This window comes from Cupriavidus sp. SHE (genome assembly GCF_000812445.1).
Classification (GTDB): Bacteria; Pseudomonadota; Gammaproteobacteria; order Burkholderiales; family Burkholderiaceae; genus Cupriavidus; species Cupriavidus metallidurans.
Window position 1 is genome coordinate 60487 of the sequence record NZ_JWMB01000015.1, and the last position, 24715, is coordinate 85201.

At 60.7% G+C, this 24715-nt stretch carries 18 protein-coding genes; 12 read left to right on the top strand and 6 right to left on the bottom strand.

The features are described from left to right. Window positions 1–4 precede the first annotated feature (4 nt). The 3 genes from gspE to RN01_RS33820 form a co-directional block, all read right to left on the bottom strand. A complete protein-coding gene (gene gspE, locus RN01_RS07175) occupies window positions 5–1450 on the bottom strand; it encodes a type II secretion system ATPase GspE (RefSeq protein ID WP_039016658.1) in 1446 nt (481 codons plus the stop codon). Next, the gene (gspD, locus tag RN01_RS07180) at window positions 1447–3726 is read right to left on the bottom strand and encodes a type II secretion system secretin GspD (RefSeq protein WP_024569326.1); all 2280 of its coding nucleotides are present in this window, start codon (window positions 3724–3726) and stop codon (window positions 1447–1449) included. Before gspD ends, gspE begins: the two co-directional genes overlap by 4 nt. A gap of 956 nt (window positions 3727–4682) precedes the next feature. Then, entirely contained in the window at window positions 4683–5051 is a 369-nt protein-coding gene (locus RN01_RS33820; RefSeq protein WP_128646578.1) for a hypothetical protein, read from the bottom strand. 63 nt (window positions 5052–5114) lie between these two features. Between RN01_RS33820 and RN01_RS07185 the strand changes: the two genes are divergently transcribed. The 8 genes from RN01_RS07185 to RN01_RS07220 are packed head-to-tail and all read left to right on the top strand — an operon-like array spanning window position 5115 to window position 13715. Then, on the top strand, window positions 5115–6020 hold the full coding sequence (locus tag RN01_RS07185; RefSeq protein ID WP_017512956.1) for a peptidylprolyl isomerase: 906 nt from the start codon (window positions 5115–5117) through the stop codon (window positions 6018–6020). Window positions 6021–6048: 28 nt separating this feature from the next. Beyond that, a complete protein-coding gene (locus tag RN01_RS07190; RefSeq protein WP_024569327.1) occupies window positions 6049–7659 on the top strand; it encodes a ShlB/FhaC/HecB family hemolysin secretion/activation protein in 1611 nt (536 codons plus the stop codon). 32 nt (window positions 7660–7691) lie between these two features. Further along, a complete protein-coding gene (locus RN01_RS07195; RefSeq protein WP_017512954.1) occupies window positions 7692–9590 on the top strand; it encodes a DUF2341 domain-containing protein in 1899 nt (632 codons plus the stop codon). A 12-nt stretch (window positions 9591–9602) separates the two neighbouring features. After that, window positions 9603–10010: a biopolymer transporter ExbD gene (locus tag RN01_RS07200; protein ID WP_024569328.1), complete on the top strand. Its 408-nt coding sequence runs from the start codon at window positions 9603–9605 to the stop codon at window positions 10008–10010. A 7-nt stretch (window positions 10011–10017) separates the two neighbouring features. Next, on the top strand, window positions 10018–10707 hold the full coding sequence (locus RN01_RS07205) for a TonB family protein (protein WP_017512952.1): 690 nt from the start codon (window positions 10018–10020) through the stop codon (window positions 10705–10707). A gap of 34 nt (window positions 10708–10741) precedes the next feature. Beyond that, on the top strand, window positions 10742–12511 hold the full coding sequence (locus RN01_RS07210) for a putative porin (protein ID WP_024569449.1): 1770 nt from the start codon (window positions 10742–10744) through the stop codon (window positions 12509–12511). Between the two features lie 8 nt (window positions 12512–12519). After that, window positions 12520–13176 (top strand): hypothetical protein, encoded by a 657-nt coding sequence (locus RN01_RS07215; protein ID WP_024569448.1) that lies wholly within the window; start codon window positions 12520–12522, stop codon window positions 13174–13176. A gap of 5 nt (window positions 13177–13181) precedes the next feature. Next, window positions 13182–13715, top strand: coding sequence for a YbjN domain-containing protein (locus tag RN01_RS07220; protein ID WP_024569447.1), 534 nt, complete (start codon window positions 13182–13184; stop codon window positions 13713–13715). A gap of 69 nt (window positions 13716–13784) precedes the next feature. On the opposite strand, the gene RN01_RS07225 is transcribed toward RN01_RS07220, so the two are convergent. Beyond that, the gene (locus RN01_RS07225; RefSeq protein ID WP_017513441.1) at window positions 13785–14405 is read right to left on the bottom strand and encodes a hypothetical protein; all 621 of its coding nucleotides are present in this window, start codon (window positions 14403–14405) and stop codon (window positions 13785–13787) included. 1203 nt (window positions 14406–15608) lie between these two features. Between RN01_RS07225 and RN01_RS07230 the strand changes: the two genes are divergently transcribed. Next, the gene (locus tag RN01_RS07230; RefSeq protein WP_017513442.1) at window positions 15609–16058 is read left to right on the top strand and encodes a ProQ/FINO family protein; all 450 of its coding nucleotides are present in this window, start codon (window positions 15609–15611) and stop codon (window positions 16056–16058) included. Between the two features lie 70 nt (window positions 16059–16128). Here the strand turns inward: RN01_RS07230 and RN01_RS07235 are convergent, their stop codons facing one another. After that, on the bottom strand, window positions 16129–16518 hold the full coding sequence (locus RN01_RS07235; RefSeq protein WP_017513443.1) for a hypothetical protein: 390 nt from the start codon (window positions 16516–16518) through the stop codon (window positions 16129–16131). A gap of 612 nt (window positions 16519–17130) precedes the next feature. On the opposite strand from RN01_RS07235, the gene RN01_RS07245 reads away from it, so the two are divergent. From RN01_RS07245 to RN01_RS07255, 3 genes are all read left to right on the top strand, one after another. Continuing rightward, on the top strand, window positions 17131–20793 hold the full coding sequence (locus tag RN01_RS07245) for a S8 family serine peptidase (protein WP_024569446.1): 3663 nt from the start codon (window positions 17131–17133) through the stop codon (window positions 20791–20793). Window positions 20794–20829: 36 nt separating this feature from the next. Continuing rightward, entirely contained in the window at window positions 20830–22125 is a 1296-nt protein-coding gene (locus RN01_RS07250) for a hypothetical protein (protein WP_133258082.1), read from the top strand. A gap of 215 nt (window positions 22126–22340) precedes the next feature. Further along, window positions 22341–22571 carry a hypothetical protein gene (locus RN01_RS07255; protein ID WP_024570243.1) on the top strand — a complete coding sequence of 77 codons (231 nt, stop codon included), beginning with the start codon at window positions 22341–22343 and terminating at the stop codon, window positions 22569–22571. Between the two features lie 413 nt (window positions 22572–22984). On the opposite strand, the gene RN01_RS07265 is transcribed toward RN01_RS07255, so the two are convergent. Continuing rightward, window positions 22985–24670, bottom strand: coding sequence for a tetratricopeptide repeat protein (locus tag RN01_RS07265; RefSeq protein ID WP_024570242.1), 1686 nt, complete (start codon window positions 24668–24670; stop codon window positions 22985–22987). Between the last annotated feature and the right edge of the window lie 45 nt (window positions 24671–24715).

Consider the following 24715-nt stretch of genomic DNA (forward strand, 5'->3'; position numbering starts at 1 on the left):
TCAGTCAGTCGCCGGTGACGCGCATGACTTCCTCGAGCGTCGTGTCGCCGGCATCGATCCAGCGCTGTCCGTCTTCGCGCATCGTCTGCATGCCGCCGGCAATTGCAGCGGCGCGTATGTCGGCATCGGACGCCTGTTGATGGATCTGGCGGCGCACGCCGTCATCGACCACCAGAAGCTCATATACGCCGGAGCGTCCCTGAAAACCCGTCGGCCCGCAGCGCTCGCAGCCCACCGGCCACCAGCGGCCGTCCTCATGGCGGCGGCATGCGGGGCATAGCCGCCGCACCAGCCGCTGCGCAAGTACACCGAGTAGCGATGAAGAGAGGAGATACGGCTCCACCCCCATGTCCGTGAGACGCGTAACGGCTGATGCAGCATCGTTGGTGTGCAGGGTGGCCAGTACCAAGTGGCCCGTCAGCGAGGCCTGCACCGCGATCTGCGCTGTTTCAAGGTCTCGGATTTCACCGATCATGATTACGTCCGGGTCCTGGCGCAATATCGCACGCAGAGCCTTTGCAAAGCTCATGCCGATCCGCTCGCCGACCTGCGTCTGGCCAATGCCGTCTAGGTCGTACTCGACCGGATCCTCGACCGTCATGATGTTGGTCGTGTCCGAGTCAAGCCGCGAGAGCGCGGCATAGAGTGTGGTGGTCTTACCCGAACCAGTCGGCCCCGTTACAAGCACAATACCGTGTGGTTGCTGAATCAGCTTGTCAAACCGGTCGAGCGTGACCCGGCCCATGCCAAGACGCTCGAGGTTGAGGCGACCGGCATCCTTGTCCAAAAGTCGCAGTACGGCGCGCTCACCATGGGTGGTCGGCAAGGTCGACACGCGAACGTCGACGGGGCGTCCTGCCACACGCAGGGTGATACGGCCGTCCTGCGGCAGGCGCTTTTCTGCGATATCGAGCTGGGCCATGATCTTGATGCGCGAAATGAGCGCGCCGTGCAGCGCCTTTCGCGGCCGCACGATGTCGCGCATCGTTCCATCGACCCGCAGGCGCACCACCGAGCTCTGCTCGAATGCTTCGATGTGGATGTCGGACGCCCCCTCACGGGCTGCCTGGGTAAGGAGCGCATTGATCATGCGGATCACGGGCGCGTCGTCCTCGGCTTCGAGCAGGTCCTCAACGGCTGGGAGTTCCTGCATCAAGCGAGAGAGGTCAACTTCGCCTTCCACTTCGCCCACCACCTGTGCTGCGGACCCTTCGTTGCCAGAATATGCCTGGGAGAGCGACTTGCGCAGGTAATCCACGGGCACACTGACCCATTCGTGTATGCCTAGGGTGCGCGTGACTTCTGCGATGGCTTCGGGCGGGGTTTCCGTGCAGATCCAGGCCGCCGGAGGTGAGTTCTCGCGGGAATACACCAGCATGCGTGCCGCACGAGCCCAGGCGTAGGGCACGAGCCGGGTCGAGACGTCGCGGGGCAGGGCGGGCGTGTTCATTGGATTTCTCCGTTGGCGTGAGAGCTCGGACTTTGGCTCTGGCGCGGTGGCGGGAGCGTGAGCGCGCTGTCGTCAGATTGGCCACGTGGTGGCACTTTGGGGCGCCGGTTGCCAAGCACGAGCGGCTGTGTGGGCGTGGCCTGCGACACGTCGGGCAATTGCGGTGTGTCGTCGTCGCGCACGAACCAGTTGTCGGTCAAGGCACGGGCGCCTTCGTTACGCATGTAGTCGTAGCGTGTCAGCACGACTCCACGCGCGGCTTCTGGCGTGCGCACGATCACGGGGCGCAGGAATACGATCAAGTTGGTCTTCTTACGCTGCTTGTTTTCGTAGCGGAATAGTCCCCCTATGAGTGGGATATCGCCAAGGCCGGGCACCTTCTCCACGCCCTCGTTGTAGGCATCCTGCATCAAGCCACCCAGCACGACGATATCGCCCGCGTCGGCCATGACCGAGGTTTCGAGAGCACGCTTGTTGGTAGTCGGGCCGTTCACGCCTCCAGCGGAGATTACGTCCGAGGTCTCCTGGTAGATCTGCATCTTGATGCTGTCGCCGTCCGTTATCTGCGGGCGCACGCGAAGCGTCAGACCCACGTCCTGGCGCTCGATCGTCTGGAACGGCGTGACAGACGCGGAGGAGCCGGTCTGCGCATAGGAGCCGGTCACAAAGGGCAGGTTCTGGCCAACGATGATGTGAGCTTCCTCGTTGTCCATCACCATCAAGTTCGGGGTGGAGAGAATATTGACGCCAGTGGTCTTCGAGAGCGCGCGCAGCAGGGCGTTCAGGCCAAGCTTGGTGCTCAGCACGCCAATATTCAGGCCCCCAGCGCCGGGCAGGCTCGATGCGAGTCCCGCGAGGATACCTCCGCCCTGGACAGTGCTATTGCCCATATTGACGATGTTCTGGCCATCGGTGCCGAAGTTGGTGCCGCCAAAGAAGCGTCCATTTTGCGTCTGCCACTGGATCCCGAGCTCTGCCGCGTTGTCGGACGTGATCTCCACGATCATGGATTCGACATACACCTGTGCGCGCCGCGTATCGAGCTCGTCGATCAGTGCGCGCAGGTTGCGGTATACCGGCTCGGAAGCGGTAATGAGCAGGGAATTGGTCGCCGGGTCGGCCTGGATGGTACCGCCAGTGGTAGGGAGATTCTGGTTGTTATTGGTGGTAAAGCCTTTACTGCCGAGTCCGCCAGTGGAGGAACCGCTGCTGCTTCCGCCAAGTCCGGAGGATGATGTGCCGGAACTGGTGGGCAGGGGTGGCATCGAAGGGTACGAGGCGTTGATCGAGCCGCTCGAGCTTGGCGTCGCCCCCGATGACTGGCCCCCGGCCGCCTGTTGCATGGACAGCGTGCCATCGGCTGCAACCAGGGCTCGCAAGGTCTGTGCAAGTGTGACAGCGCTCGCGTTCTTGAGCGGTACCATGTACATATTGCCTGCCCGCTTTGAGGGCCGATCCAGACGTTCGATGAGCGACTTGGCTTGCTGCAGGCGCTCCGCGCTGGGCGCGCGGATCAGTAGCGAATTGCTGCGAGGTTCCGCCATCACCGTCACGCGCAGGCTGTTTTCTCCACCAGTTGAAGATCCGCCGCTGCTGGCGTTGCCGCCAACGCTGGTACTGCTGCCGCCATCCAGCATGCGCTGCAGCAGTACGGCCACGTCGCTGGCTACAGCGTTTTCCAGGGGCAGCACTTCCACGTCGCCACCGGGAACGCCACGGTCCACGGCGGCGATGATCGCGCCAATGCGTTTAACGTTGTCGGCGTAGTCGGTGACGACGATCGTGTTGTTGTTCGGGTAGGCGTTGATCGTGTTGTTGTTGGAGATCAGGGGACGCAGCACTGGTACCAGGTTGTTGGCCGATTCGCGCGAAAGTCGAAAGACGCGCGTGATGATCTGCCCACCGCGGGCGGCGCCATCGCCGCCGGTTACGATCGGCATGCCCTGGAGCTTCGCGTCAGCCTCGGGGAGGACCTTGAGCACATTTCCATCCTCGACCATCGCATAGCCCTGCAGGCGCAGCGCCGCCTGAAGCATGCGCATCGCCTCTGACGTCGGCAAGGGCTTATCCGAGCCAAGCGTCAGCGTGCCCTTGACGCGCGGATCTACCAGCACGGACTTTCCATCTGCGCTGGCGACAGCCTGTGCCACTTGCGCGATGTCGGCATTGTCAAATTCGAGCGTGACTTGCCTGTCTGCCGCGCAGACTGGTGTGCAAAGGTGCAGGGCGATGGCGACGAAAATCAGTTTGCGTGTGGCAATTCGAGGTGGCAGCATGTTCGCGAGGACGGATTGCCGTCACGCTCTTGCTTGCTGCGCGCCCGGCCAGTCTTGATCGAGCGGTCAAGGTATCGATGCCCTGCGGCATCACTATGGCAGAAAGAGGGGAGGTTCTGCCATGGAAATATCACGCATGCGGATTCGGACCATTAAATCGTGAATTAAAGGCCATTGGACGCAAAGTGATGATGAAGAAAAGCGGGGGGAAGAAGAGGAAATGACTGGAATCTAAGACATTAACCCGAGAGCGTCGAGCAATTGAATAGATGACAGAAACTTTGGTCTCTGCCCGGTCGTTAAATTACCGGGGCAGTCGCCGAATTTAACCGTTTTCGCGCTCCGTAGAGCGCGGTACCTGGTCTGCCAGGCGTGCCTTGTTTTCGTCAAGTACCGTCATGATCTCTCGCCACCAAGCGGCAGACACCAGATATGCATGAGGTCGTTGGTGCTTCATTACCAGGACGGGCTGCTCCTGCGCGGCTTCGAGTGCTCTGGATGGGTTCGAACTGAACTTTGTAACGTTCATGACCCATTGGTTTTCCGTCATTGCTTTTATCCCACTTTTTATCAAGACGAAACGACTACAGCGGCACGCTGCAGTGGCGGATGGAGTCCATGGATGGAACGCGCGTGCCGCGAGCGGTAATGAAGGGTCCGTGGCAAAAAAATCGGACGTGAACATCGCTCTGGTTCTAACCGGCGGCGCAGACGCGGAATGGACTGGTATTGCGCTGCCTGGCCCCGCATTTCCCTGTGAACGCTATAGCTGCCTCCCGGAGGAGAAGCCTGTTTGATCCTTTGGGCCAGGTCGCGGTCGATGCTATTTGAGATACATGTCCGAATCGTTACACAATCTATGCAAACTGTGCCATTTCCATTACCCATCCAGGCTCAAGGTCGGCCACTTGCAGTGTCACCGCGTTGAGTCCCCCACTGCCGAGGGGATAAGCGCGTTATCGTCGCGGCCCTAAAGCTGGTATGAAAGTGGGCCGCTCTGGCGGGCGCTGTGCGTCGACCGATGTCCCGAACGTATTGCCCATTCGGTTTGCTGTCGCTGCGAAGTTGAAGAGCCCGAGCTGATTGGATGGCTTGAGCGCGTTCTGCTCGCTGAGTGTGACTTCGCCAGGTGCACGGCCTGGATGCATGCCTTGCGCCAGCCTCTCATTGAGGCAATCGATGGCGAGTGCACGCTGTCCGTTGACCTCCACACTCACGCACGAAGCCGAATGTTGCACATCAGCAATCTGCTCAGATTCCGCAACAACCACGTCACCGTGCGCCGCAAGAATCGCCGCTATTGCAAATCCAAGAAACTGTTTCAACGTTGTGCTCCGTGGTAAAGGCCAGGACCGCCGTTGAGCATACGCTACCGGAGGTCCGCCGCAATGCGCAAGGTCTTGCCCTTCATGTATCGCACGAGTGTGAGTGCGGGTCTGCTAATCGCAATGTTGTTGGCGCCGAGTGCGATGGCTGCCGAAAAAGTGGTGGCACGCAGCGGCAATGTCACTGTGACCCAGGATGAACTGGAGACGTTCCTGCGTTCTCTTGATGCGTCATCGCGCCAGAGATTGGTGGCAGACAAGCCCATGCTCGAGCGCGTAGTACAGAATCGCCTCGCACAAAAAGCAGTGCTTGCCGAAGCGGAGTCCAAGGGGTGGACCAAGCGACCCGAAGTGGCGGCGATGGCTCGTGAGGCTAGCCAGCAGATGGTGATGCGCAGCTACCTGGAATCCATTTCTCAGGCACCGCAACAGTATCCCTCCGATGCCGAGCTGCAGGCAGCCTACGACGCGAACAAGCGCGCCCTCACGGCGCCAAAGACATTCCACGTGGCACAGATATTCGTTGCCGCCGCCGGTGATGAGGCCGCTGTGAGCAAGGCGCGCAAGGATGCAGAGGAACTCGCAAAGCAGGCGCGAAGCGGAGACTTCGGCGCGATCGCCAAGGCGCGTTCGCAGGAGCCGCGCTCGGCCGCCAACGGCGGGGATACCGGTTGGGTGTCCGAGGCAGAGATGGTGCCCGAGATTCGCAGCAATGTAGTTGGCATGAAAGTTGGAGCAGTCTCTGAGCCCATTCGCACCCCCAACGGCTTTCACGTGCTGAAGCTACTGGAGGTACGTGAGGCGGGCCTACGCCCGCTCGCGGAAGTGCGTGACCAGCTGCGCGCAACGATGCGCCAGCAGTATGAGGCGGATGCCGTGCAGGCGAACATCGCGCAGAAAGTCAGTGCGCAAGGTGGCAATGCGGTGGACAAGGCAGCGCTTGACAGCGTGGTCTCCTCAGTGCGCTAACGCGCCAGTACCAACAAGAGGGTGGGGTATGAAAACGTCCCGCAAACACGGGATCGGGGAGCGCTCGTGCCTGTCGATGGCTGCGATGCTGCTCATCGTCTTGACGCAAGCCGGTGTTGCCAGCGCGCAAACAGCGCAGGCAAAAAAGGGCGCGCCGGCGCGCTTCGATGTCACGGAGTACGTGATACGCGGTAACACGGTGCTCAACGAAGTCGAGATCGAGGAATCGATCGAGCCATTCCTTGGACCAGCTCGCTCCGTCGAAGATGTTGAGGGCGCGCGCGCCGCACTGGAGAAGCGCTATCAGGAGCGCGGATTTCAGTCCGTGGTGGTGGAATTGCCAGAGCAGCGAGTGACCGCCGGCGTGGTACTGCTGCAGGTGGTTGAAACCCGCGTGGGGCGATTGCGTGTGGTTGGCGCCGAGCATTACTCGCCGGCCGCTGTGCGCGATGCCGTGCCGTCGCTCGCGGAAGGCGGTGTGCCGGATTTCAACGCAGCGCAAAAGGAGTTGACAGCGCTGAACTCGACGCCGAACCGGCACGTAGTGCCAATGGTGCGGCCTGGGTCCTTGCCGCAGACCGTGGATGTGGAACTGAAGATGGAGGACCACAATCCACTCAGTGCAAGCGCATCGCTTAACAATGACCACAGCATCGATACGCACGAGTTGCGTGCTTCGGCCACGCTTGGTCACGACAATCTCTGGCAGCTTGGTCATCAGGCATCGGTGACCTTCTTTGGAGCGCCACAGGCGCTCAGCGAGGCGCGCGTCTGGTCGTTCAGTTACCTGGCGCCGTTCCGGAATTCGCCATTCAGTGTGCAGGCCACAGGCTATACCTCGGACAGCAACGTTGCAACGGTTGGCGGCACGAGCGTGCTTGGCAAGGGTTATGCCGTTGGCGTGCAGGGCAACTACGCGCTGCCCCAGACAGGTGATTGGAGCGGATCGCTCGGGTTGGGCGTCGACTTCAAGGACCTCAAGGAAAAAGTCTCGCTGGGCGGAAGCAGCAACGAGGTTCCCATCCACTACGTGCCTATCACGTTCTCGTTTAACGGCTACCGATTCAGCGAATCCTCGCAAAGCAGCCTTGCCGTCTCGGCGGTGGCTGGCACAGGAATTGGGAGCGACAGCCAGGCTTTTGGCGCCAAGCGTTACCGCGCCTCGCCAAGTTTCATGTACCTGAAAGCCGATGGTTCGCATACGCAGAATGTGAAGGGCGGTTTGCAACTCTATGCACGCGGAGCGGCCCAGATCTCCACGGGTCCGCTCGTGTCGGGCGAGCAGTTTGCCGCTGGCGGCGCCACGAGCGTGCGCGGCTACTTCTCGGCGGAAGCTACCGGTGACGATGGCCTGCTTGGCACGCTCGAAGTGCGCACGCCCTCGTACGAGCACTATCTGTGGACCGGCGTAGACGAGTGGCGCATGTACGCCTTCTTTGATGCAGCGACGTTGCGCCTGCGCGATGCGCTACCCGAACAGCGCCGTAGCTACACGCTGCTCGGTGCAGGTGTTGGCACCAGCATCCGCTTCTACCGCTCGGTCACGGGCAAGCTCGATTTTGGCTGGCCGCTGCGGGATGCGCAGCGTACTCAGGCCGGCTCTCTCACGGTCAATTTCAATGTTCGCGCCAATTTCTAATGCGCCCGCAAGGTGCGCGATGGAGCCCCGTCATGCGTAAACTCCTTCTTCCCCTGGTACTCGCTGCAAGCTTGCTGCCGCAGGCAGCAAATGCGTGGTGGCAGCAGGATTGGTCCTATCGCAAACCGGTATCGGTCGATACCACGCCAAAGGGCGCCAATATCGCGGAGCCGCTTGGCCGTATGCCCGTGCTGGTGCGCTTGCACGCGGGGAACTTCCAGTTCGATGGCGTGCAGGAAAAAGGCGCTGACCTGCGCTTTGTCGCCGCTGACGACAAGACGCCCCTTAACTCCCAGGTCGAGCAGTTCGATCCGTTGCTAGGCATGGCGCTTGTGTGGGTCGACGTACCGGCGGTCGCGGGCGGGGCGCGTCAGGACCTGTGGATGTACTACGGTAATGCGAAGGCGGCGGCGAGCACCAGTGCCTCGCCGTTCGACGCGGATTACACGGCGGTCTATCACTTCGACGGGACGTCTGGCGCAGCGCCGACCGATGCGACGGCCTATCACAACAATGCCCAGGCCGGTGTGGCAGTGGGCGAGGGGCTGATCGGCCAGGCGGCAAAACTCGATGGCAAGAACGGCATCGCACTGCCGGCTAGCGAGTCGCTCAAGGTGGGCCCGGGTGGCGCGATGACGGTCGGTGCGTGGATCCGCGCGGAAGCGAATGCCAATGGCGCTCTGTTCGTGAGGCGTGACGCGGGAAACGCGTTGGTCGTCGGACTTGCGAACGGCGTGCCCTATGTTCGCCTGGGGCAGCAGCAAGCTGCCGCGCAGGAGGCACTTGGCGCCCAGCAGTGGACTCATGTGGCTGTGGCAGCCGGCAATGGCGACGTAGTACTTCTTGTCAATGGCAAGGAGGTTGCAAAGCTTGCTGCATCGCTGCCTGCGCTCACCGGGCCGACGACGGTCGGTATCGATCCTTCTGGCGATCAGCCGGGATTCGTGGGTGACATCGACGAGCTGCGGATCTCGCGCGTGCGTCGCCCGACACCGTTACTGGCAGCCGAAGCGGCAATGCAGGGCAGCGATTCGAAACTCGTCGCCTACGGTCCGGATGAGAAGCAGGCTGGTGGCGGCTTCGGAGAAATCGGCTTCATCCTGAACAATGTCCCGGTCGATGCATGGGTGGTGATCGGATTGCTGGCGATCATGTCGGTGCTGTCGTGGTGGGTAACCTATACGAAGGCGACCTACGTTGGACGTGTATCGCGCGCCAATGACGCGTTCATGGAGCAGTTCCGCAAGATCGGCCATCGGCTCGAGGCGCTTGCCGAATCCATTCCGGCCAATGCCACGCTGCAAAAGGCAGTCGCAGATTCGAGTCTGTATCGCCTCTACCAGGTCGCCGTGAATGAGTTGCGTACGCGCCGGGGCCAGGAAGGCACGCAGCGCGTTACCACCGAGACCATCGAGGCAATTCGCGCCTCGATGGACGCAACACGCGTGCGTGAGAACCAGCGCCTGAACCGAGGGCTCGTGCTTCTGACGATTTCGATTTCTGGTGGACCATACCTCGGCCTGCTCGGCACGGTGGTTGGCATCATTCTCGTTTTTGCTGCAGTGGCGCTTGCCGGCGAAGTCAATATCAACGCCATCGCCCCGGGTATTGCCGCTGCGCTGGTTGCGACGGTGGTGGGCCTCTTCGTCGCGATTCCTGCGCTCTTCTCCTACAACTACCTGCTCACGCGCAACAAGAACGTCAGCGCGGACATGGACGTGTTCGTCGACGAGTTCGTCACGCGCCTGGCCGAACTGCACGCGATGCCAGAGGGGGTGCTGGCCGAGGCTGAGGCCGAGGGTGGCGGGCACATGGATCGCTTTGTGGCCGAGCTCATGCGGCGCTTTGCAGAGGCCGGACTGGTGCCGGCCGTGCGTGGCAGTGGTAGCCCGAGCATGTCGCCGGCCGCACGAGCTGACGGGCGCGCTTAAAGGAGAACCACCATGGCCGCCGCTCACGACGACGACAAGCCGTACGACGACATCAATATTACGCCGCTGCTGGATCTGGCGTTCGTGCTCCTCATCATTTTCATCCTGATGACCACGGCGGCAGTGCAAGGCATCAAGGTCGATCTGCCTAAGGCGAGCGCATCGGCGAGCCTTTCCGAGCAGAAGGTCAAGGCGATCACGGTATCCGATTCGGGGCAGGTGTATCTGGATGCGATTCCGGTCACATTGCCTGAACTGGAGGACCGGCTGCGCTCGCAGAGGGCGCTCACCCCCGAATTCCCGGTCATTGTCAAAGGGGATGCGAGTGTGCAGTACCGCAAGGTCGTAGAGGTGCTGGATCTGCTGCGGCGGCTGGAATTGCAACAGGTGGGCCTGGTGACAGGCAAGCAGACGACCTGAGAGTGCCATGACATCGCTCTCGTCCACAACCGGCGCTGGCCGCAAACGAAAGCTGGCTATCGCAGTGCTGGTGGTGCTTTTGGTCGCCTTGGCCGGTTGGGCCATCTGGCACTGGTCTTCAGACAAGGCTGCGGCGCGCCGCGAGGCGCCGCGCCTGCCGCCGATGGTGGCTCTACCTCCACCCCCGCCGCCACCCCCACCGCCGCCCGAGCAGAAGCCGCCCGAACCCGTCAAAGAGCGCATGCAGGCGCCCGAGCCAAAACCGATGGAGCCAGCCAAGCCCGCGGAGGCCCCCAAGCCTGCCAATGACGCCCCTGAGAGCGTGACCATGAATGCCGATGCACAGGCCGGTGCCGGTGGCATCCTGGTCGGTAGTGGCGGGGGCATGGGTGCAGGGGGAGGAGGGGGCGGTCGCGCGGGCAATGCCACCTATGGGCAGTACCTCGCCTACGCGCTGCAGCGCGCGGTGCAGCGCGATCAGGCAACCGCCCGCCTGGCGTACCCCCAACTGCTTGTGAACCTGTGGCTCGATGAGTCCGGGCACATCACGCGCGTGGAGCTGGTGCGATCGAGCGGCGACGCGAAAACCGATGAGGCGTTGTTGAACGCGCTGCGTGCGATAGGCCGTGTCGACGAGAAGCCACCAGCGGGGCTGACGTTCCCGGCGCGCGTTGCGATGCAGGCACGGCGCCCCTGATGACATTGATGGATTGGATCTTGAGGAGAATGCAATGAACCAGGCAACGCGCGTGCACCCACCGGTGCTGCGCCCGCTCGCCGTGGCCCTGATGCTGGCGGCTTGCTGCCAGCAGGCGTTGGCCCAAAGCACGGCCCCCGCGGCCCCCGCGTCATCGGACGATGTGACGCAGAACCTGATTCGCCTTCTGGTGATGCGTGGCACGCTGACCAAGGAGGAGGGCGAGGCGTTGCTTGCGCAGGCCCAGGCCGCCGCACAGCGACCGAGTAGCGGTTCGGTCGCGACGGTGGCAGCGGCGGGTGCCGCTGCAGCGGGAGAGGCCGTCGCGACCCAACCGGGCGATCTCCGTGTGCAATATGTGTCGCCACGGGTGCGTGCCCAGATCCGTGATGAGGTCAAGCAGGAGGTCATTGCACAAGCCAAGGAAGAGCACTGGGCCGAGCCAAACACTTTCCCGGAATGGGTGTCGCGCATCACGGTGTCAGGCGACGTGCGCGCGCGCTACCAGGCTAACCTCTATGGCGGCGGCAATGCACCGGCGATCGACTACGCAGCGATCAATGCGAGCGGGCCGGTCAATATGAACAACGCGAGTGGCGTCTTGCCGCCGCTTATGAACACCACGGAGAATCGCACGGACTTGTTTCGTATCCGTGCGCGACTCGGGGTGACGGCAGCGATCTCGGATGACCTCACCGCAGGGATCCGACTGGCTACCGGGAGCAGCAATGGCCCGGTGTCGACCACCCAGACGCTCGGCGGTGGATTCGCGAAGAAGAGCATCTGGCTCGACCAGGCCTATCTCGACTACCGCTTCACGGATAGCTTCCGTGTGACGGCGGGCCGCTTTGCGAACCCGTTCTACTCGCTGGACAATGCTGACCTGTTGTGGTCGAACGACCTGAACTTCGATGGTATTGCCGGGCGGTGGCTCAAGCCGGTGGGCAACCGTGGCGTGACCGCGTTTGCCACGGCTGGCGTCTTCCCGATCAACTACAGTGACGACAATTTCCCCTCGAATAGCCCGAACAAGGCCAGCAGCAAGAACGAGTGGCTGTTCGCGCTGCAGGCGGGCGCCGAAGGCAAGCTTGGTGGCGGCGATCGCGTCAAGGGCGCTATTGCCTATTACCACTTCACGGGAATGCGTGGTGCGTTCTCGTCGCCATGCCTGACCTCGTCGCCGTCGTGCGACACCGACAATACGCGTCCGGCCTTCATGCAGAAGGGCAACACACTGTTCGCGCTGCGCAATAACGTACCGGTCAACGTCGACGACACATCGAACCCGCAGTTCTTTGGCCTCACGCAGAACTTCCGGCCGCTAAACCTGACGGCACAGTGGGATACGCATGTATTCAAGCTGCCATTTAGCCTGCAGGCCAGCTACGTGCGCAACCTGGCGTACGACAAGGACCGGGCATTCCAGAATCCCGCGGCATACCCGGCCAACCACTATGAAGGTGTGGATTCGTCGACGCCGCTTGCCGAATACAAGGATAAGTGGCGCAGTGGCCCGAATGGATATCTCCTGCGCGCGGTCTTCGGCAACCAGAACGTTCTGGCGCGTGGCCAGTGGAACTTCCTGCTGGGCTACAAGTATCTGCAGCCTGATGCCGTACCGGATGGTTTCACTGACCCTGACTTCCGACTGGGCGGCACGAACTCCAAGGGGTACTTCCTGGGTGCGGCCTATGGTATCGACAAGAATGCCTGGCTGCAGGCGCGCTGGCTGAGCGGGCGCGAAGTATATGGTGACCCGCTTTCCATCAACGTGCTGATGCTGGAGCTCAACGCCAAGTTCTGAGGGACATCATGGTACGAACCCGATTCGCTGCATGGGGCGCGGCGATTAGCCTGCTTCCCGTTGTAGCGCTTGCGCAGAACCAGGGCACGCTTGAAGAGCGGCTACGCACGCAACTGCGAACGCTCAATGCGCAGAATCAGCAGTTGCAAGCCGAGAAGGCGAGTGTGCAGAGTGCATTGCGTACGGCAGAAAGCGAGCGCGATGCCGCGCGCAAGGAACTGGCTGCAACGCAAGGCGAGCTCGACACGAGCCGGCAGCGGTCTCAGGGCTTGGCGGCCCGTCAGCGCAAGGTGGAAGAGGCTGCCGCCGCCCAGGCTCGTCAGGCCGATGAGAAGCGGGAGGCGTCGCAGCAGCTGGCGCGCACCCTGGAGCAGCAGTTGGCCACAACAACGCAGGAGCGCGCGAAGCTTGCTGACGGATTACGTGAGCGAGACGCGCACTTGCAATCTTGTAGTGCTATGAATGCTCGTCTCTTGGCTACCGGTCGCGAGATCCTCGATGTCTATGAGCACTTCGACGTTGCCGACGCGCTGGGTTACCACCAGCCCTTTGCGGGCGGTATGCGCGTCAGGCTCGAAAATGAAGCGCAGGCGTTTGGCGACAAGCTCTACGAGAACAAATTTGATCCACGCGCCGCAACCGGTGCACCGAAACTCTCTCAATGACACCCATGAACGACGCACCGATCAATACTACGGCGATCAACGCAACACTGGACGACACAAATTCGGTGAATGAGGCCCAGGCGGCTGAAACGCCGGAGGTTATTTCTTCTATCGACGCCAACGGACTGGCCGAGGCGATTCGTGCCGCCGGCTGCGCCGTGACGCCCATCGAGCGAGATAATCAGATCCAGCTCCATAGCGCTGGCCACGGAGTGGGTTTCCAGGTGGTGTGGGGTAATGCGGTGGAGGCCGGCGTCTATGCCGATTTCACGCTGAGCTGCGCGTTGCGCGTTGCTGGCGGTGAGATTCCCAGCGCAGTGTTCCAAGGCTGGCACCGCAGCAAGCGTTTCGCGCGGCTGGCCGCCCACGGCGAACTCATTGTCCTTGAAATGGATGTGACGCTTTTCGGAGGCATCACTCGAGGTCATCTTGAGTCGACGTTGCGGCTCTGGGTGATGATGGTGGGCGAGTTCCTACTGTACCTGCGAAGCGCGGCCGCAGAGGGTGAAAAAGCACCTGGTACCGCGGTGGCCGGCTAGAGCACCACAGCAGTTGGGCTGACGGCGAAATCCGAGAGCTTCCGGGAGTGTCCGGTGGCTCCCGGAGGATCAAGCGCTGGCGCGCTTGCCGATGTAGAGAATGCCGCCCGTCTCTGTACGACACACGGCCATCATGCGATCCCCGAGGCTGATCAGGTCGCCGGGTACAGCATTGCCGTATGGCTTACTGTTGCGCTTGCCGATCAAGCTGACGGACAGCGCATATCGGCCAGGGCTTTCGGTTGGCGAGATCTGCCCGGATACGATGCAATTGCCGGGAATGCGGCACGAGAACTTGCCTTCGTACGACACCGTCACGTCGACGCTTCCGGCCTCCTCGAGCGCATGCACATGGCCGTGGTACGTGCCCTGGATTGTATCCGTGGCAGACGTCGAAATTGGCTGTTCGCGCTGCAACATCATCGTTGCAGCGGCCTCGCCGTCGCGGTGAATGCGTACGTGCAGCATATGTGCGGTTCGTTCGATCGTGACATCCACATGACGCGTCATGCCTTCAAAGGGCAGGTACTCGGTGGCGTGGCCATGCTCGTCGACGTCGATGAATCCTGCTGGCAATCCGGGCTGCTCACCAAAAGCGAGGAGTCCCCTGTGAGTTGCGGGGTCGAACACCGCGATCGCAGCGCTGCCTTGCGCATAGATCTCGGGTGTTTGGGTGGCTGCGTCGGTCATTTGAGTTGTGCTCAGATCGGTTAGACGTTGAGACCAGGGCGGATGATATCCGTTCACAGATGCCATTCGAAACCAATTTGACGCACGACGCGAGTTAGGGTTGACACTGATCCAAGAAAAAATCGCATTGCGCTTGAGGAGTGATATTGATATTGGCAAATATGTCGATTGTGAGGACATATATTGGCTGTGTTCGGCACGCCATTGGCCTTACGAGTGTGTGTTTTAGTTTGAGCGTCATCTGCAAACTGCTGTGGTCGTTGCCGCGGCGGGGGTGTGCAATCGATGATTGCGTCGTGAACTGAGCAATCGGCTGGCGATGAGTGCGCCATTATGGTGCGGCGGCTTACAAGAGGATTGTCTCGTGCCCTCGCCGATGCGAAGCGTTATCGCCGCATCCGGCGAAACTGTTCGCTCCGCTGGCAGGCTGGTGTCTTTGTCAGGTATGGTTCGCCTTTCCGCTTGGCAGTCCCCAGGCCGCCGAGCGGCGTGGTATTAGCCTTGCTACGCTTGGGCCTGCACTTTTGATCGCAGTGGCTGGAATGTCTTAAGGCAATGGTGGTGAGTCGCAGAGACGCTATCGACAGCGCTCAGTCAGGTACCGACGATATGCGAACTCGACATCAGAGGTCGCATCGTTCAGCGCCTCTGAAGGTGATGTGCGGCATTTTTCGCAATAAAACTTCCATTGCCCAGCTGGGCCGTCAAAGGTAACGGTGCCGCGATAGCGACCGGCCGCTAGCTCCTCTACTAGGGTAACAATGCAGACGTTACCGCGTTGATGTGTCGTCATTGTGTAATTCCGTTATGTTTAAAATGAATACAGTGTATCAAGTGCGCTCATTCCGTACTATGTTTTGCATGAAAATGAGCCACATTGGTGGCCATATGACCGTAAGGTGACGAGTCAAAATTCATTCATGCAGTGTATTGGTGGATAGTGCGGCCGTTGCAACGCGTAATTGAAAGTGGCGCGAACGCGCTGGGGGCGCGAGGCCTGGTAGCGCGAGCTGTGCGGGTAGCCGCCAGTCAGCGCCACCGTCGGCCGCGAGCGTTGCACCATGGCATACTGGCGGCCGACCGCGTGTCCTTGCTTTGGTCGGAACCTTGAAGGGGGCGACGGACTTTGTGCTTGTCGAGTCGGCATTGCCTCCGGGTTGGAACCGGCGTTTAGTGCAGTTGACGATATCAGATGGATTTGTAATGGGTTTTGAACAATTGGCGGGTCTTCGCGAGCAGCTTCGGGCGCAAGCGCAACCCAAACCTCAGGAGGCTGCTCGGCCGGCCGCGGTGCGTCGTGAGCCCGTTGATCCGACTGTCGAGGCGATCCGGCGTCTACAGCGACATTTTCCGCTGGCATTCCCCAAGAGTCCTGCGGCCAAGGTGCCACTGAAGGAGGGCATTTTCGACGACTTGGCGCAAAGGCTCGATCTGTTGCGACTGACAAATGATGAATTGAGGCAGGCCGTTTCAACCTGGTGCCGAGGCAGTCGTTATTGGGTCTGCATGCTCTCGGGAGCCCAGCGGGTTGGCTTGCAGGGTGAGCCTGCCGGAAGTGTCACGGCGGATCAGGCGCGATTTGCGCGTACCTGTCTGGCTCGCTGGAAAGTCGAGCGCAGGAACGCAAAGCCTGCTGCGGCGGAGTCGGCGTAGAAAGCAAAGACCGAACGCCCCACGCAAGCTGGGGCGCCAGGCCTATTGACCTCGCGCTTCCTGGTACGTCCTATTCCTGGGTCAATCGCTCGACAGTCAATGTCAAGTGGCCGAAGTTGTTGAAATAGAAGCCGGGGACGTCATTAGCGTACGCAAAGAGACGTCCTTGCGCCGGTGATGTCCAGGTCTTTTCTTTCCCGATGACGAAAGCCGTATCGTCATGCTTGCCAATTGTTCCGATCAAGGTGAACCATTTCTGATTGGCAACCCGGCGCTTCGACTCAAACTGATGCTGAATGAGTAGGCTGTCGTAGCCATCTGCGTCAGTCCAGATGACGAGGTCGATCCAATGTCCTGTTGCATTGAATCGATAGACACCATCCGCGTCCAGATCGATCCCTGTATCGTTCCACGGCTCTCGTGCGCAAACCGTGATAGTGCGCGTGTCCCCGATCTGCATGTTTTGTCTCCATTTTACGAAGTCGGATTTGGCGCTTACCCGCTTGCCGCCTCGTGCGGCACGACCAAATATAGTCCGCGCTGTTAGTCATATCTCTTAAATATTTTTTCTGGCACTTCAAGTACGGCCACCGTTGGTATGTGCGGCGCCCCACATAACTCAACGATGTTCCACGAATTGGTCACACTCATGGTCTAGGCTAAATCCTCCAGTCACAAGCCTAGATGACCGCTGCGCATTGGCGGCGCTGGACGATGACTGACTTGTCCAACGCTGACTGGTCCAACGCTGTCCAACAAGAAGATTTGAATAATCGTGAAGACGAGGATCAAGGCCAATGCTCGGACGACACCTGTAGCCGTTCCGTGCTGGCGAGGCGCCTTCTAGACGCGTCCCAGGCGCTCCTGGCTTCGATGCAGAGGCTGTCGTCGCGAATTCAGATTCTACGGTTGCAACTCGCACGGGGCGGATTGGTGCCCCGTGAGTGGCTGTATGGCGCTGCCACGTCGGTGTTGCCCACGCTTGGCATTGCCTAGTTCGTTACGCCGTTCGCCTGATGACGATTGGTCGCCGCCACGGTGGCAGAAATCGCGAAAATACTGGAGGGGGAATATGACACAAGTACAACGCTTCCTGGTGAAGCTAAAGCCTGGTGCATCGCACGCAACGACATCCCTCGCACTGGATAGCGGGAAGATTCGCTTCACGGCGACGCGGCTATTTCAAAGTATCCCGAGTTCGCGCGTGGCCACTGTCGGACTGGCAGCGGCTGAATCGATAACGCCTGGCTCGGTTGGCGATTGGCATGTGCTGGAAGCAAGTTCGCCCGTTGATGCCCCTTCGCCATGGGACGTCTGCCATGCCCTTGTTGCTCAAGGATTGGGGGTCGACGGTGCCGGTATGGTGACCTTTGCGGAGCCCGATCTCCCGCAACGTTGGTATACCAATGCGCCAACCGAAGGGCAGACGCTGGCTGCCGCGAAAAGCTGTGCCGTCGAGCCGCAGAGCGACAAGTTTCCGCGGGGCGCGACGGATGACTGGTATCGCGATGGCGACCACACGGGGTTGGCATCTACGACGCAGTCTGCGACAGGAGCGGGTGTCCGTATTGCACATCTGGATACCGGGTACGATCCGGACCATCTCAGCAGGCCGGCAAACCTGGAAAAGGTTCTGGAAAGGAATTTTGTGGATGAGGACCGGCCGAATGACGCGACCGACCGGGCCTCAGGCATTGTCAACAATCACGGTCACGGTACCGGAACGCTCAGCATTCTCGCAGGGCAGCCCATTGGTGTGAATGGCATCCCTGGGGTGGCCCCAAACGCGAGCATCGTGCCCATACGTGTCGCGGACAGTGTGGTGCTGTTCTATAACAGCGCCATCGCCAAGGCACTGGACTACGTTCACTCACTGTGCAAAGCGGAGGAAACCTTTGTCCATGTGGTGTCGATGAGCATGGGCGGACTCGCGTCCCGAGCCTGGGCCGACGCGGTCAATGCGCTATACGAGTCGGGTGTCGTCGTGGTTACTGCCGCTGGCAACAACTACGACAATCTGCCAACGCGCCAGATCGTCTTCCCGGCCCGTTTCCAGCGGGTCATCGCCGCCTGCGGCGTGATGGAGGACCATACGCCATACGCCGATCTTGGCTTTGGCCGGATGGCGGGCAACTATGGGCCGCAGAGCAAGATGCGCACGGCCATGTCAGCCTACACGCCAAACATCCCCTGGGCTGAGTTTGGCTGCCCCCAGATCGTGAGTTTCAACGGTGCCGGCACTTCATCGGCAACACCACAGGTTGCTGCGACAGCAGCACTATATATCCAGCAGAACAAGGTAAAGCTGGAGACATTGGCAGAACCATGGATGCGCGCGCAAGCCGTGCGCCAGGCACTGCTCAAGTCCAATCCCACGCAAGAGCAGGGCTCGGAAAAGCTCGGGAATAGCGTTCTGAAGGCCCAGGAGGTTTTCGACATAGCTGTTCCCAATGCGGCGTCGCTCAAGATGGAGCCGCCGGACAAGGCGTCCTTCGCTTTCCTGCGTGTACTAACTGGCCTTGGGGTGCAGCAAGACTCTGAGCGGCAGGAGATGCTGGAGCTCGAGGCACTGCAGTTGTCGCAAACTGCGCAAATCGAGCAACTCTTACCGGATCCGAACGAGCTGGATGCGCTGACAGATGTGCAGAAAGCAAAGATCGCACACGCACTCTTTTCGCATCCACAGGCGTCCCGGGCGCTGCGCAGCGTTCTGCGGCCGATGATCGCCGGCGGGGCGACGACGGATGCGTCCAGTCCGTCCAGCCCGTCCAGTGCTTCCAATGCGCCAAAAGCGGTGTCCAGCGGAACTGCCAGATCGCAACACGCGGCCAAAGACCAGGCCTTTGGCCGCGACTATCCCACGCCAGCTGGCCGGCGCCTGCGGGTCTATGCCTATGACCCCTCGCTTGGCGAGAGCTTGCAGACGTTCACGATGAACGAGTCAGTACTGACGATCTACTGGGAGTCAGACCTTAAGCCGGGCCCGATCGGCGAGTATTTGGAGGTGATTGACGTCGACCCCGCAACTGGCGTTTGCTATCCCCCGGTTGATTTGAACGACCCGCGGCTACTGGCTGTCGACGGCATACGGCCTTCTGAGGCCAACCCGCGCTTTCACCAGCAGATGGTGTATGCGGTGGCCATGAAGACCATCGAGTTCTTCGAGCGCGGGCTGGGCCGCCGGGCACTTTGGGCGCCGCGCATTGTTGCGGTGAAGGGTAGCGATGAGCGCGAGAATGTGCACAGCGAATACGTGCAGCGCTTGCGCATCTACCCCCACGCACTACGCACGCAGAATGCCTACTATAGTCCCGAGAAGAAAGCGCTGTTGCTGGGCTACTTTTCGGGTTCGAATGACGATGAAGGTGGCGGTGCCGACCGGCAACTGGTCTTCACGGCGCTATCGAGCGACATCATCGCCCACGAGACCACTCACTCGCTACTGGACGGCCTGCACCGGCGCTTTCGTGAGCCAACCAATCCGGACGTACTGGCATTTCACGAGGCGTTCGCCGACATCGTCGCGTTGTTCCAGCATTTTGCAGTTGGGGGGTCGCTGCGCAACGAAATCGCCAGGACGCGCGGCAATCTGGACCATGAATCAATCCTTAGCCAGCTCGCGGTACAGTTCGGCAAGGCAACTGAGCGTCATGGCGCGCTGCGAGATGCGATCGCGATCGTGACGAACGACGACAAGGGCAACCCCGTCTGGCAAAGAAGGGTCCCTACCAAGACCGACTATCAGGCTGCAAGAGAAGACGGGGAGCCACATCAACTCGGTGCCGTGCTTGTTGCCGCCGTGTTCGATGCTTTCTTGCAGATATACAGCCGCAAGGCGATAGGACCCATACGCCTGGCGACGGGAGGCTCCGAGGTGCTGGCGCCGGGGGCATTGCCTGGCGATCTGGCCGACGCGCTTGCCGATGTCGCCGCGACCGTTGCGGGACAGGTGCTGTTGATGTGTATTCGCGCCCTCGACTATTGCCCGCCAGTGGATATCACCTTTGGTGACTTCCTGCGCGCGGTGATTACTGCGGACAAGGACCTTATACCCGATGATCCGCATGGTTATCGGATCGCCTTTGCGTATGCGTTCCGGGCGCGCGGTATCTACCCGGAAAGCGTGCTTACGATATCGGCTGACACGCTTGGCTGGGAATCGATTCCGGTGCCGTTGTCCACGCTCGATGAGGTCTTGTCCAAGCTGAACCTGCGCTGGGATCTGCAGACAGCAAGGCGAACGGCATGGGAGACGTCTCGCGAAAACGCCAGGCTTGTCCATCAATGGCTGACGGATCCATCCAAGGTGAGCGTTGCGGAGCTCGCCATGCTTGGCCTTGAGCGCGCTCCTGATTCGAATTACCAGATGGCGCTGAGTGACGGCACCACGATGACCATGGCGCTCCATGGCATCGAGGTTCATTCGGTACGACCGTTGCGGCGTGTGGGGCCGGATGGGCAACTGCTGTCCCAACTGGTCGTTGAGCTCACCCAGTCCGTGTATGCGAAAGATGGCACCGGTCTCAAGTTTCGCGGCGGATGCACGCTGATCATCGATATGAATGCGCGTGCCGTTTCGTACCTGGTACGCAAAAGGATGAATCAGCCAGCCCGGGTTGCCCGCCAGTATGCGTTCTGGTCGGCGCAGGACTCGGGCAAGGTGGAGTTCATGGATAACTATCGTATCCGGCAGCAATCGGCCGAACCATTCGCATTGCTGCATGGCGCGGTGTGAGTGTGTATCCGAAAAGCGGAATCATGAGGAGGGTGTATGGCTAGAGCCACAGTACGAACCTACCGCCACGGTCTGGGCGATTGTCATCTGGTTTCCCTGCATCGTGCGGATGGGCAACCGTATTACATCTTGATCGACTGTGGCGTCATCCTGGGGACGCCTGACGCCAAGGCAAAGATGACGTCGGTGATCGAAAACGTGCGGGACGAAACAAGTAATCATATCGACCTGCTTGTGGCAACGCACGAGCACTGGGACCATCTTTCCGGCTTCGTGCAAGCTGCTGACGCCTTTTCTGGCTTGTCTGTGGATCATGTATGGATGGCATGGACGGAGAATCCAGCCGATCCGGATGCGATGAAGCTGCTCGCAGACAGACAGCATGCATTGGCGATGCTGCGCGATGCTTCGCTGAGGGTGCAAAGCACTGGTTCTGGCGAGCTTCCCTTGTTTCACTCGCTGACCGAGTTCTTTGGCACGGCAACTCGAACGACGACTAGTGATGCGCTGAAGGCAGTTCGGGGTATGGCAAATGGCGCGTTGCGATATTGCGATCCCGCAGATGATCCGACTGCAGTTCCGGGCACCGATGCACGCATCTATGTGCTCGGCCCCCCACGGAATGTGGCCTTGCTCAAGCGATTGAAGGCTGGCAAGGCAGACAAGGATCAGACGTACGAACAAGCGCTGGCCGGCTTTGCGGCTGGAGCCGGGACTGCACTCAGTCCAAGCGATACGGAAGCTGGTGCGCCGTTCTCCGGTATCGATGGACTTAGCCTTGATGCGGCGCGCAACACGCCATTCTTCCAGAAGAACTATTTTTCGGCACCAGATTGGCGACGGATCGACACGGATTGGTTGATGGGGGCCGATGCGCTGGCGATTGCACTCGACAATCTGATCAACAACACGAGCCTCGTGCTTGCCGTAGAGCTCGGTCAGCGCGACGTGCTCCTGTTTGCTGCAGATGCTCAGTTCGGAAACTGGCTCTCATGGCAGGATTGCCGTTGGAACATTGACGGGGACACGGTCACAGGTCCTGACTTGATAGCACGCACTGTTCTATACAAGGTGAGTCATCATGGGAGTTCGAATGCGACCATGAAAGCCGACGGTGTCGAGCGCATGACGGCGCTGCAAGCAGCCATTATCCCGGTCGATCATGATATGGCTGTCAAGAAGGGCTGGGGGAAGCTTCCGTTTGGCGCGATTGAGCAGGCACTAAAAGATGGCACATCAGGCCGTGGATGGGTGTTGCGCACGGATCAGGCGGCGCCGGTGGGGGAGCCGCGCGTGCGATCAACGGACCTGTATGTCGAAGTCGATGTTTGACCAGGTGTGACCAATCCCGCGAGCATGGACCGAGGCAGGCTCGCTCGTTGTGCGCAGAGCGAACACGCGGCAGGTTGCCCTAGGGTAAAGTGTCGAAGAGGGCAATCTGGCTGTCAGTTGTGGCCTAGAGCGTGGCCTAGATCCGCCATCAGGCTTGGAATTTCGCCGAGTCGGCCCTGTTCATCGTGGCACCCGCACCAAGGAGGTCTGCACCTATGTCCAAGACGGGCAAAAAGCGTTACCTGAAAGCACTCAACCGGTGCCTCAAGAAGGAATCGGAAGGCAGGCTCGAGACGGTTTTTGTTTTCTACCCACCAGGTTCGAAGCCGAAGAAGGCGCAGGGTGTGACAGCAAGTGGGCCAGCCGATGCTCAGACGCTCGCCATAATGGATGCCGTGCAGGCGCGCGTGTTTGAGCGATTCGAAGACTCGGGGAAGTCTGCCTGACTGGACATCAGTACCAGTTCTTGGATCGTGAGGTTTAGGTTCAACACTGCGGGCGAGCGTATCGCGTTAAGTCCCTGGGGAGGTTTCCAACGCAAGTCTTCTGTTGGCGAGAACCTTGATGCGCTGCGGTGGCAGGTCAGGCTGCAGATTCATAGAAAAGTCAGAGCCACTCGCAAGTGGCTCCGGGAATCCCCGCGCCTTCCTGTCCATCCCGATTTGATCTTCAAGGCCAATGCTCTTCGGCATCAGGGTCCTCAACGAAGATCACAGACGAACACCAAGCTCCATGCACGGAAACTTCACGTGCGTTCATTTGCTCTCGTTATCACTCGGTGCGGGCAGGATGGCGTCTGTGTGTTTCAGGAATAAGACGTCCTGCGCCATCCTGATCCGCGGCCATTTCTTGACGTTGTTCATTGCGGTCTCGGGCCGGCAGACAGCATCGTCGCCACCTGGTTGACTACAGAACTCCAATCCCCAGGGCAATCCTGGCGCAGGAGCCGTGCTGACGGATACCAGCGGCTCGCGTGCGTGTCGATGCGCCAGCGCCAGTCGGCAGAGAAGGGCAGCATGACGAGGAGTGGTGCCTGCATGGCGCCGGCCAGATGAGCGATGGATGTGTCGACGGAAGCCACCGCATCAAGTTGCTCGATGAGGGCTGCGGTATCCGCGAGATCGGCGATCTGATCTTGGTAGACATGGATCCGGTCAGCGTAGGGGCTCACCTCGAGATACTGTCGATCCGCCTCCGACAGATCCGTCTGCAGCACTACCCAATCCACTGACTCCATGGCGAAGAGCGGCTCCAGCGTCGCCGCCGGGATCTGCCGGATGTCATAGGTGCGTCGGTGCCCCAACCATGCCAATCCAATCTTGCGTCTACCGAGATGGTTCAGCCTTCCGCGCCATTTCTCCCGGTAGGCATTCGGCACCTGTATGTACGGTGTGGCAGCCGGCGGGGCAGTCAGTGGCGCCCTCAATGGGGTGGCCGAGAGAGTCGCCAGCGACACGCCCAGAATATGAGGTAGGCTCATCAGTGGGCAACTGACATCGGCGGGCACCTCGGAATCCGCGTCGACGATCGTGATGTCCCACTGGGCGGCGAGCGGCTCGATCAGCGGAAGGATTGCCGGCTGGACTTGGAGAATCAGCTTGTCGGCCAGCGCACGCGCTGAGGGCACAAAGCGAATAAAGTGCACGGTGTCGCCCAGTCCCTGCTCGGCGTAGATGAGCAGCACCTTGTCTGCCAGGGGAGACCCATCCCAGCGCGGCGGTGCGGAGTCGAAATCCTTGTCGATCGCGCCTAGTCGCCATTCGTATTCAGGCAGCCCCCGTTCAAAATCCCCCGCCGAAAGCCATGCCAATGCGCGGTTGAGGTGCGCAGCGGCCCAGCCCGGATGCAGGCCCAGCACGCGTGTGAACGCCTCGACTGCCGCATCGTACTGCCCGAGGCCAAGTCTGCAACACCCCAGGTTGTACCAGGCCGGTGCGCATTGGTCATCCAGCGCAATGGCGGCTTCGAACTGGCCAATGGCGGACTCATAATCCTCAACCGCACACATCGATGTGCCGGCGCCCAGTCGTGCGGCGAGAGAGTCGCGGTTAAGCGCGAGTGCGCAGCGAAATGCGGCGAGAGCCTCGTGGGGCAGTTCCACCTCGTGCAGGGCACTGCCAAGCTGATTGAGCGCGAGCACGTCGCTCGGGTCTTGCCGCACCGCCAAGCGAAAGCTATCGAGCGCGGCATCGACGCGGCCGACAGCAAGGTAGGCCTCGCCCAAGCAGGCGTGGGCGGCGGTGAGCGTGGGCGCGCACGCAACGGCGCGGCCCAGCCAGTGGATCGCACGCTCGAGTTTGCCGTTCTGCTTGCATACGACCCCGAGATCGAAGAGCAGCATTGCATCATCCGGGCTGAGCCCAGCAGCACGCTGGAGAAAGCTCTCGGATAGCGAGACCTTGCCCTGCTGGTGATAGAGCAGGCCAAGCATGCGCAGGGCGTCGACGTGCTTGCTGTTCTTGGCGAGGGTGGACAGGTAGCGGGCTTCAGCCGTTCTCAGGTCGCCGCAGCCGTGCGCGCGAAGTGCTGCATTGAAGGTGTTCATCGAGCATCTCGGTAGAGGTGTTTTTCTGGTCTGCCCCTGGGAGCA

Bases quoted from the DNA above. Each gene is read 5' to 3' on its own strand.
- gspE (WP_039016658.1), bottom strand. From the start codon at position 1,450: ATGAACACGCCCGCCCTGCCCCGCGACGTCTCGACCCGGCTCGTGCCC.
- gspD (WP_024569326.1), bottom strand. From the start codon at position 3,726: ATGCTGCCACCTCGAATTGCCACACGCAAACTGATTTTCGTCGCCATC.
- RN01_RS07185 (WP_017512956.1), top strand. From the start codon at position 5,115: ATGCGCAAGGTCTTGCCCTTCATGTATCGCACGAGTGTGAGTGCGGGT.
- RN01_RS07190 (WP_024569327.1), top strand. From the start codon at position 6,049: ATGAAAACGTCCCGCAAACACGGGATCGGGGAGCGCTCGTGCCTGTCG.
- RN01_RS07195 (WP_017512954.1), top strand. From the start codon at position 7,692: ATGCGTAAACTCCTTCTTCCCCTGGTACTCGCTGCAAGCTTGCTGCCG.
- RN01_RS07200 (WP_024569328.1), top strand. From the start codon at position 9,603: ATGGCCGCCGCTCACGACGACGACAAGCCGTACGACGACATCAATATT.
- RN01_RS07205 (WP_017512952.1), top strand. From the start codon at position 10,018: ATGACATCGCTCTCGTCCACAACCGGCGCTGGCCGCAAACGAAAGCTG.
- RN01_RS07210 (WP_024569449.1), top strand. From the start codon at position 10,742: ATGAACCAGGCAACGCGCGTGCACCCACCGGTGCTGCGCCCGCTCGCC.
- RN01_RS07215 (WP_024569448.1), top strand. From the start codon at position 12,520: ATGGTACGAACCCGATTCGCTGCATGGGGCGCGGCGATTAGCCTGCTT.
- RN01_RS07220 (WP_024569447.1), top strand. From the start codon at position 13,182: ATGAACGACGCACCGATCAATACTACGGCGATCAACGCAACACTGGAC.
- RN01_RS07225 (WP_017513441.1), bottom strand. From the start codon at position 14,405: ATGACCGACGCAGCCACCCAAACACCCGAGATCTATGCGCAAGGCAGC.
- RN01_RS07230 (WP_017513442.1), top strand. From the start codon at position 15,609: ATGGGTTTTGAACAATTGGCGGGTCTTCGCGAGCAGCTTCGGGCGCAA.
- RN01_RS07235 (WP_017513443.1), bottom strand. From the start codon at position 16,518: ATGCAGATCGGGGACACGCGCACTATCACGGTTTGCGCACGAGAGCCG.
- RN01_RS07245 (WP_024569446.1), top strand. From the start codon at position 17,131: ATGACACAAGTACAACGCTTCCTGGTGAAGCTAAAGCCTGGTGCATCG.
- RN01_RS07250 (WP_133258082.1), top strand. From the start codon at position 20,830: ATGGCTAGAGCCACAGTACGAACCTACCGCCACGGTCTGGGCGATTGT.
- RN01_RS07255 (WP_024570243.1), top strand. From the start codon at position 22,341: ATGTCCAAGACGGGCAAAAAGCGTTACCTGAAAGCACTCAACCGGTGC.
- RN01_RS07265 (WP_024570242.1), bottom strand. From the start codon at position 24,670: ATGAACACCTTCAATGCAGCACTTCGCGCGCACGGCTGCGGCGACCTG.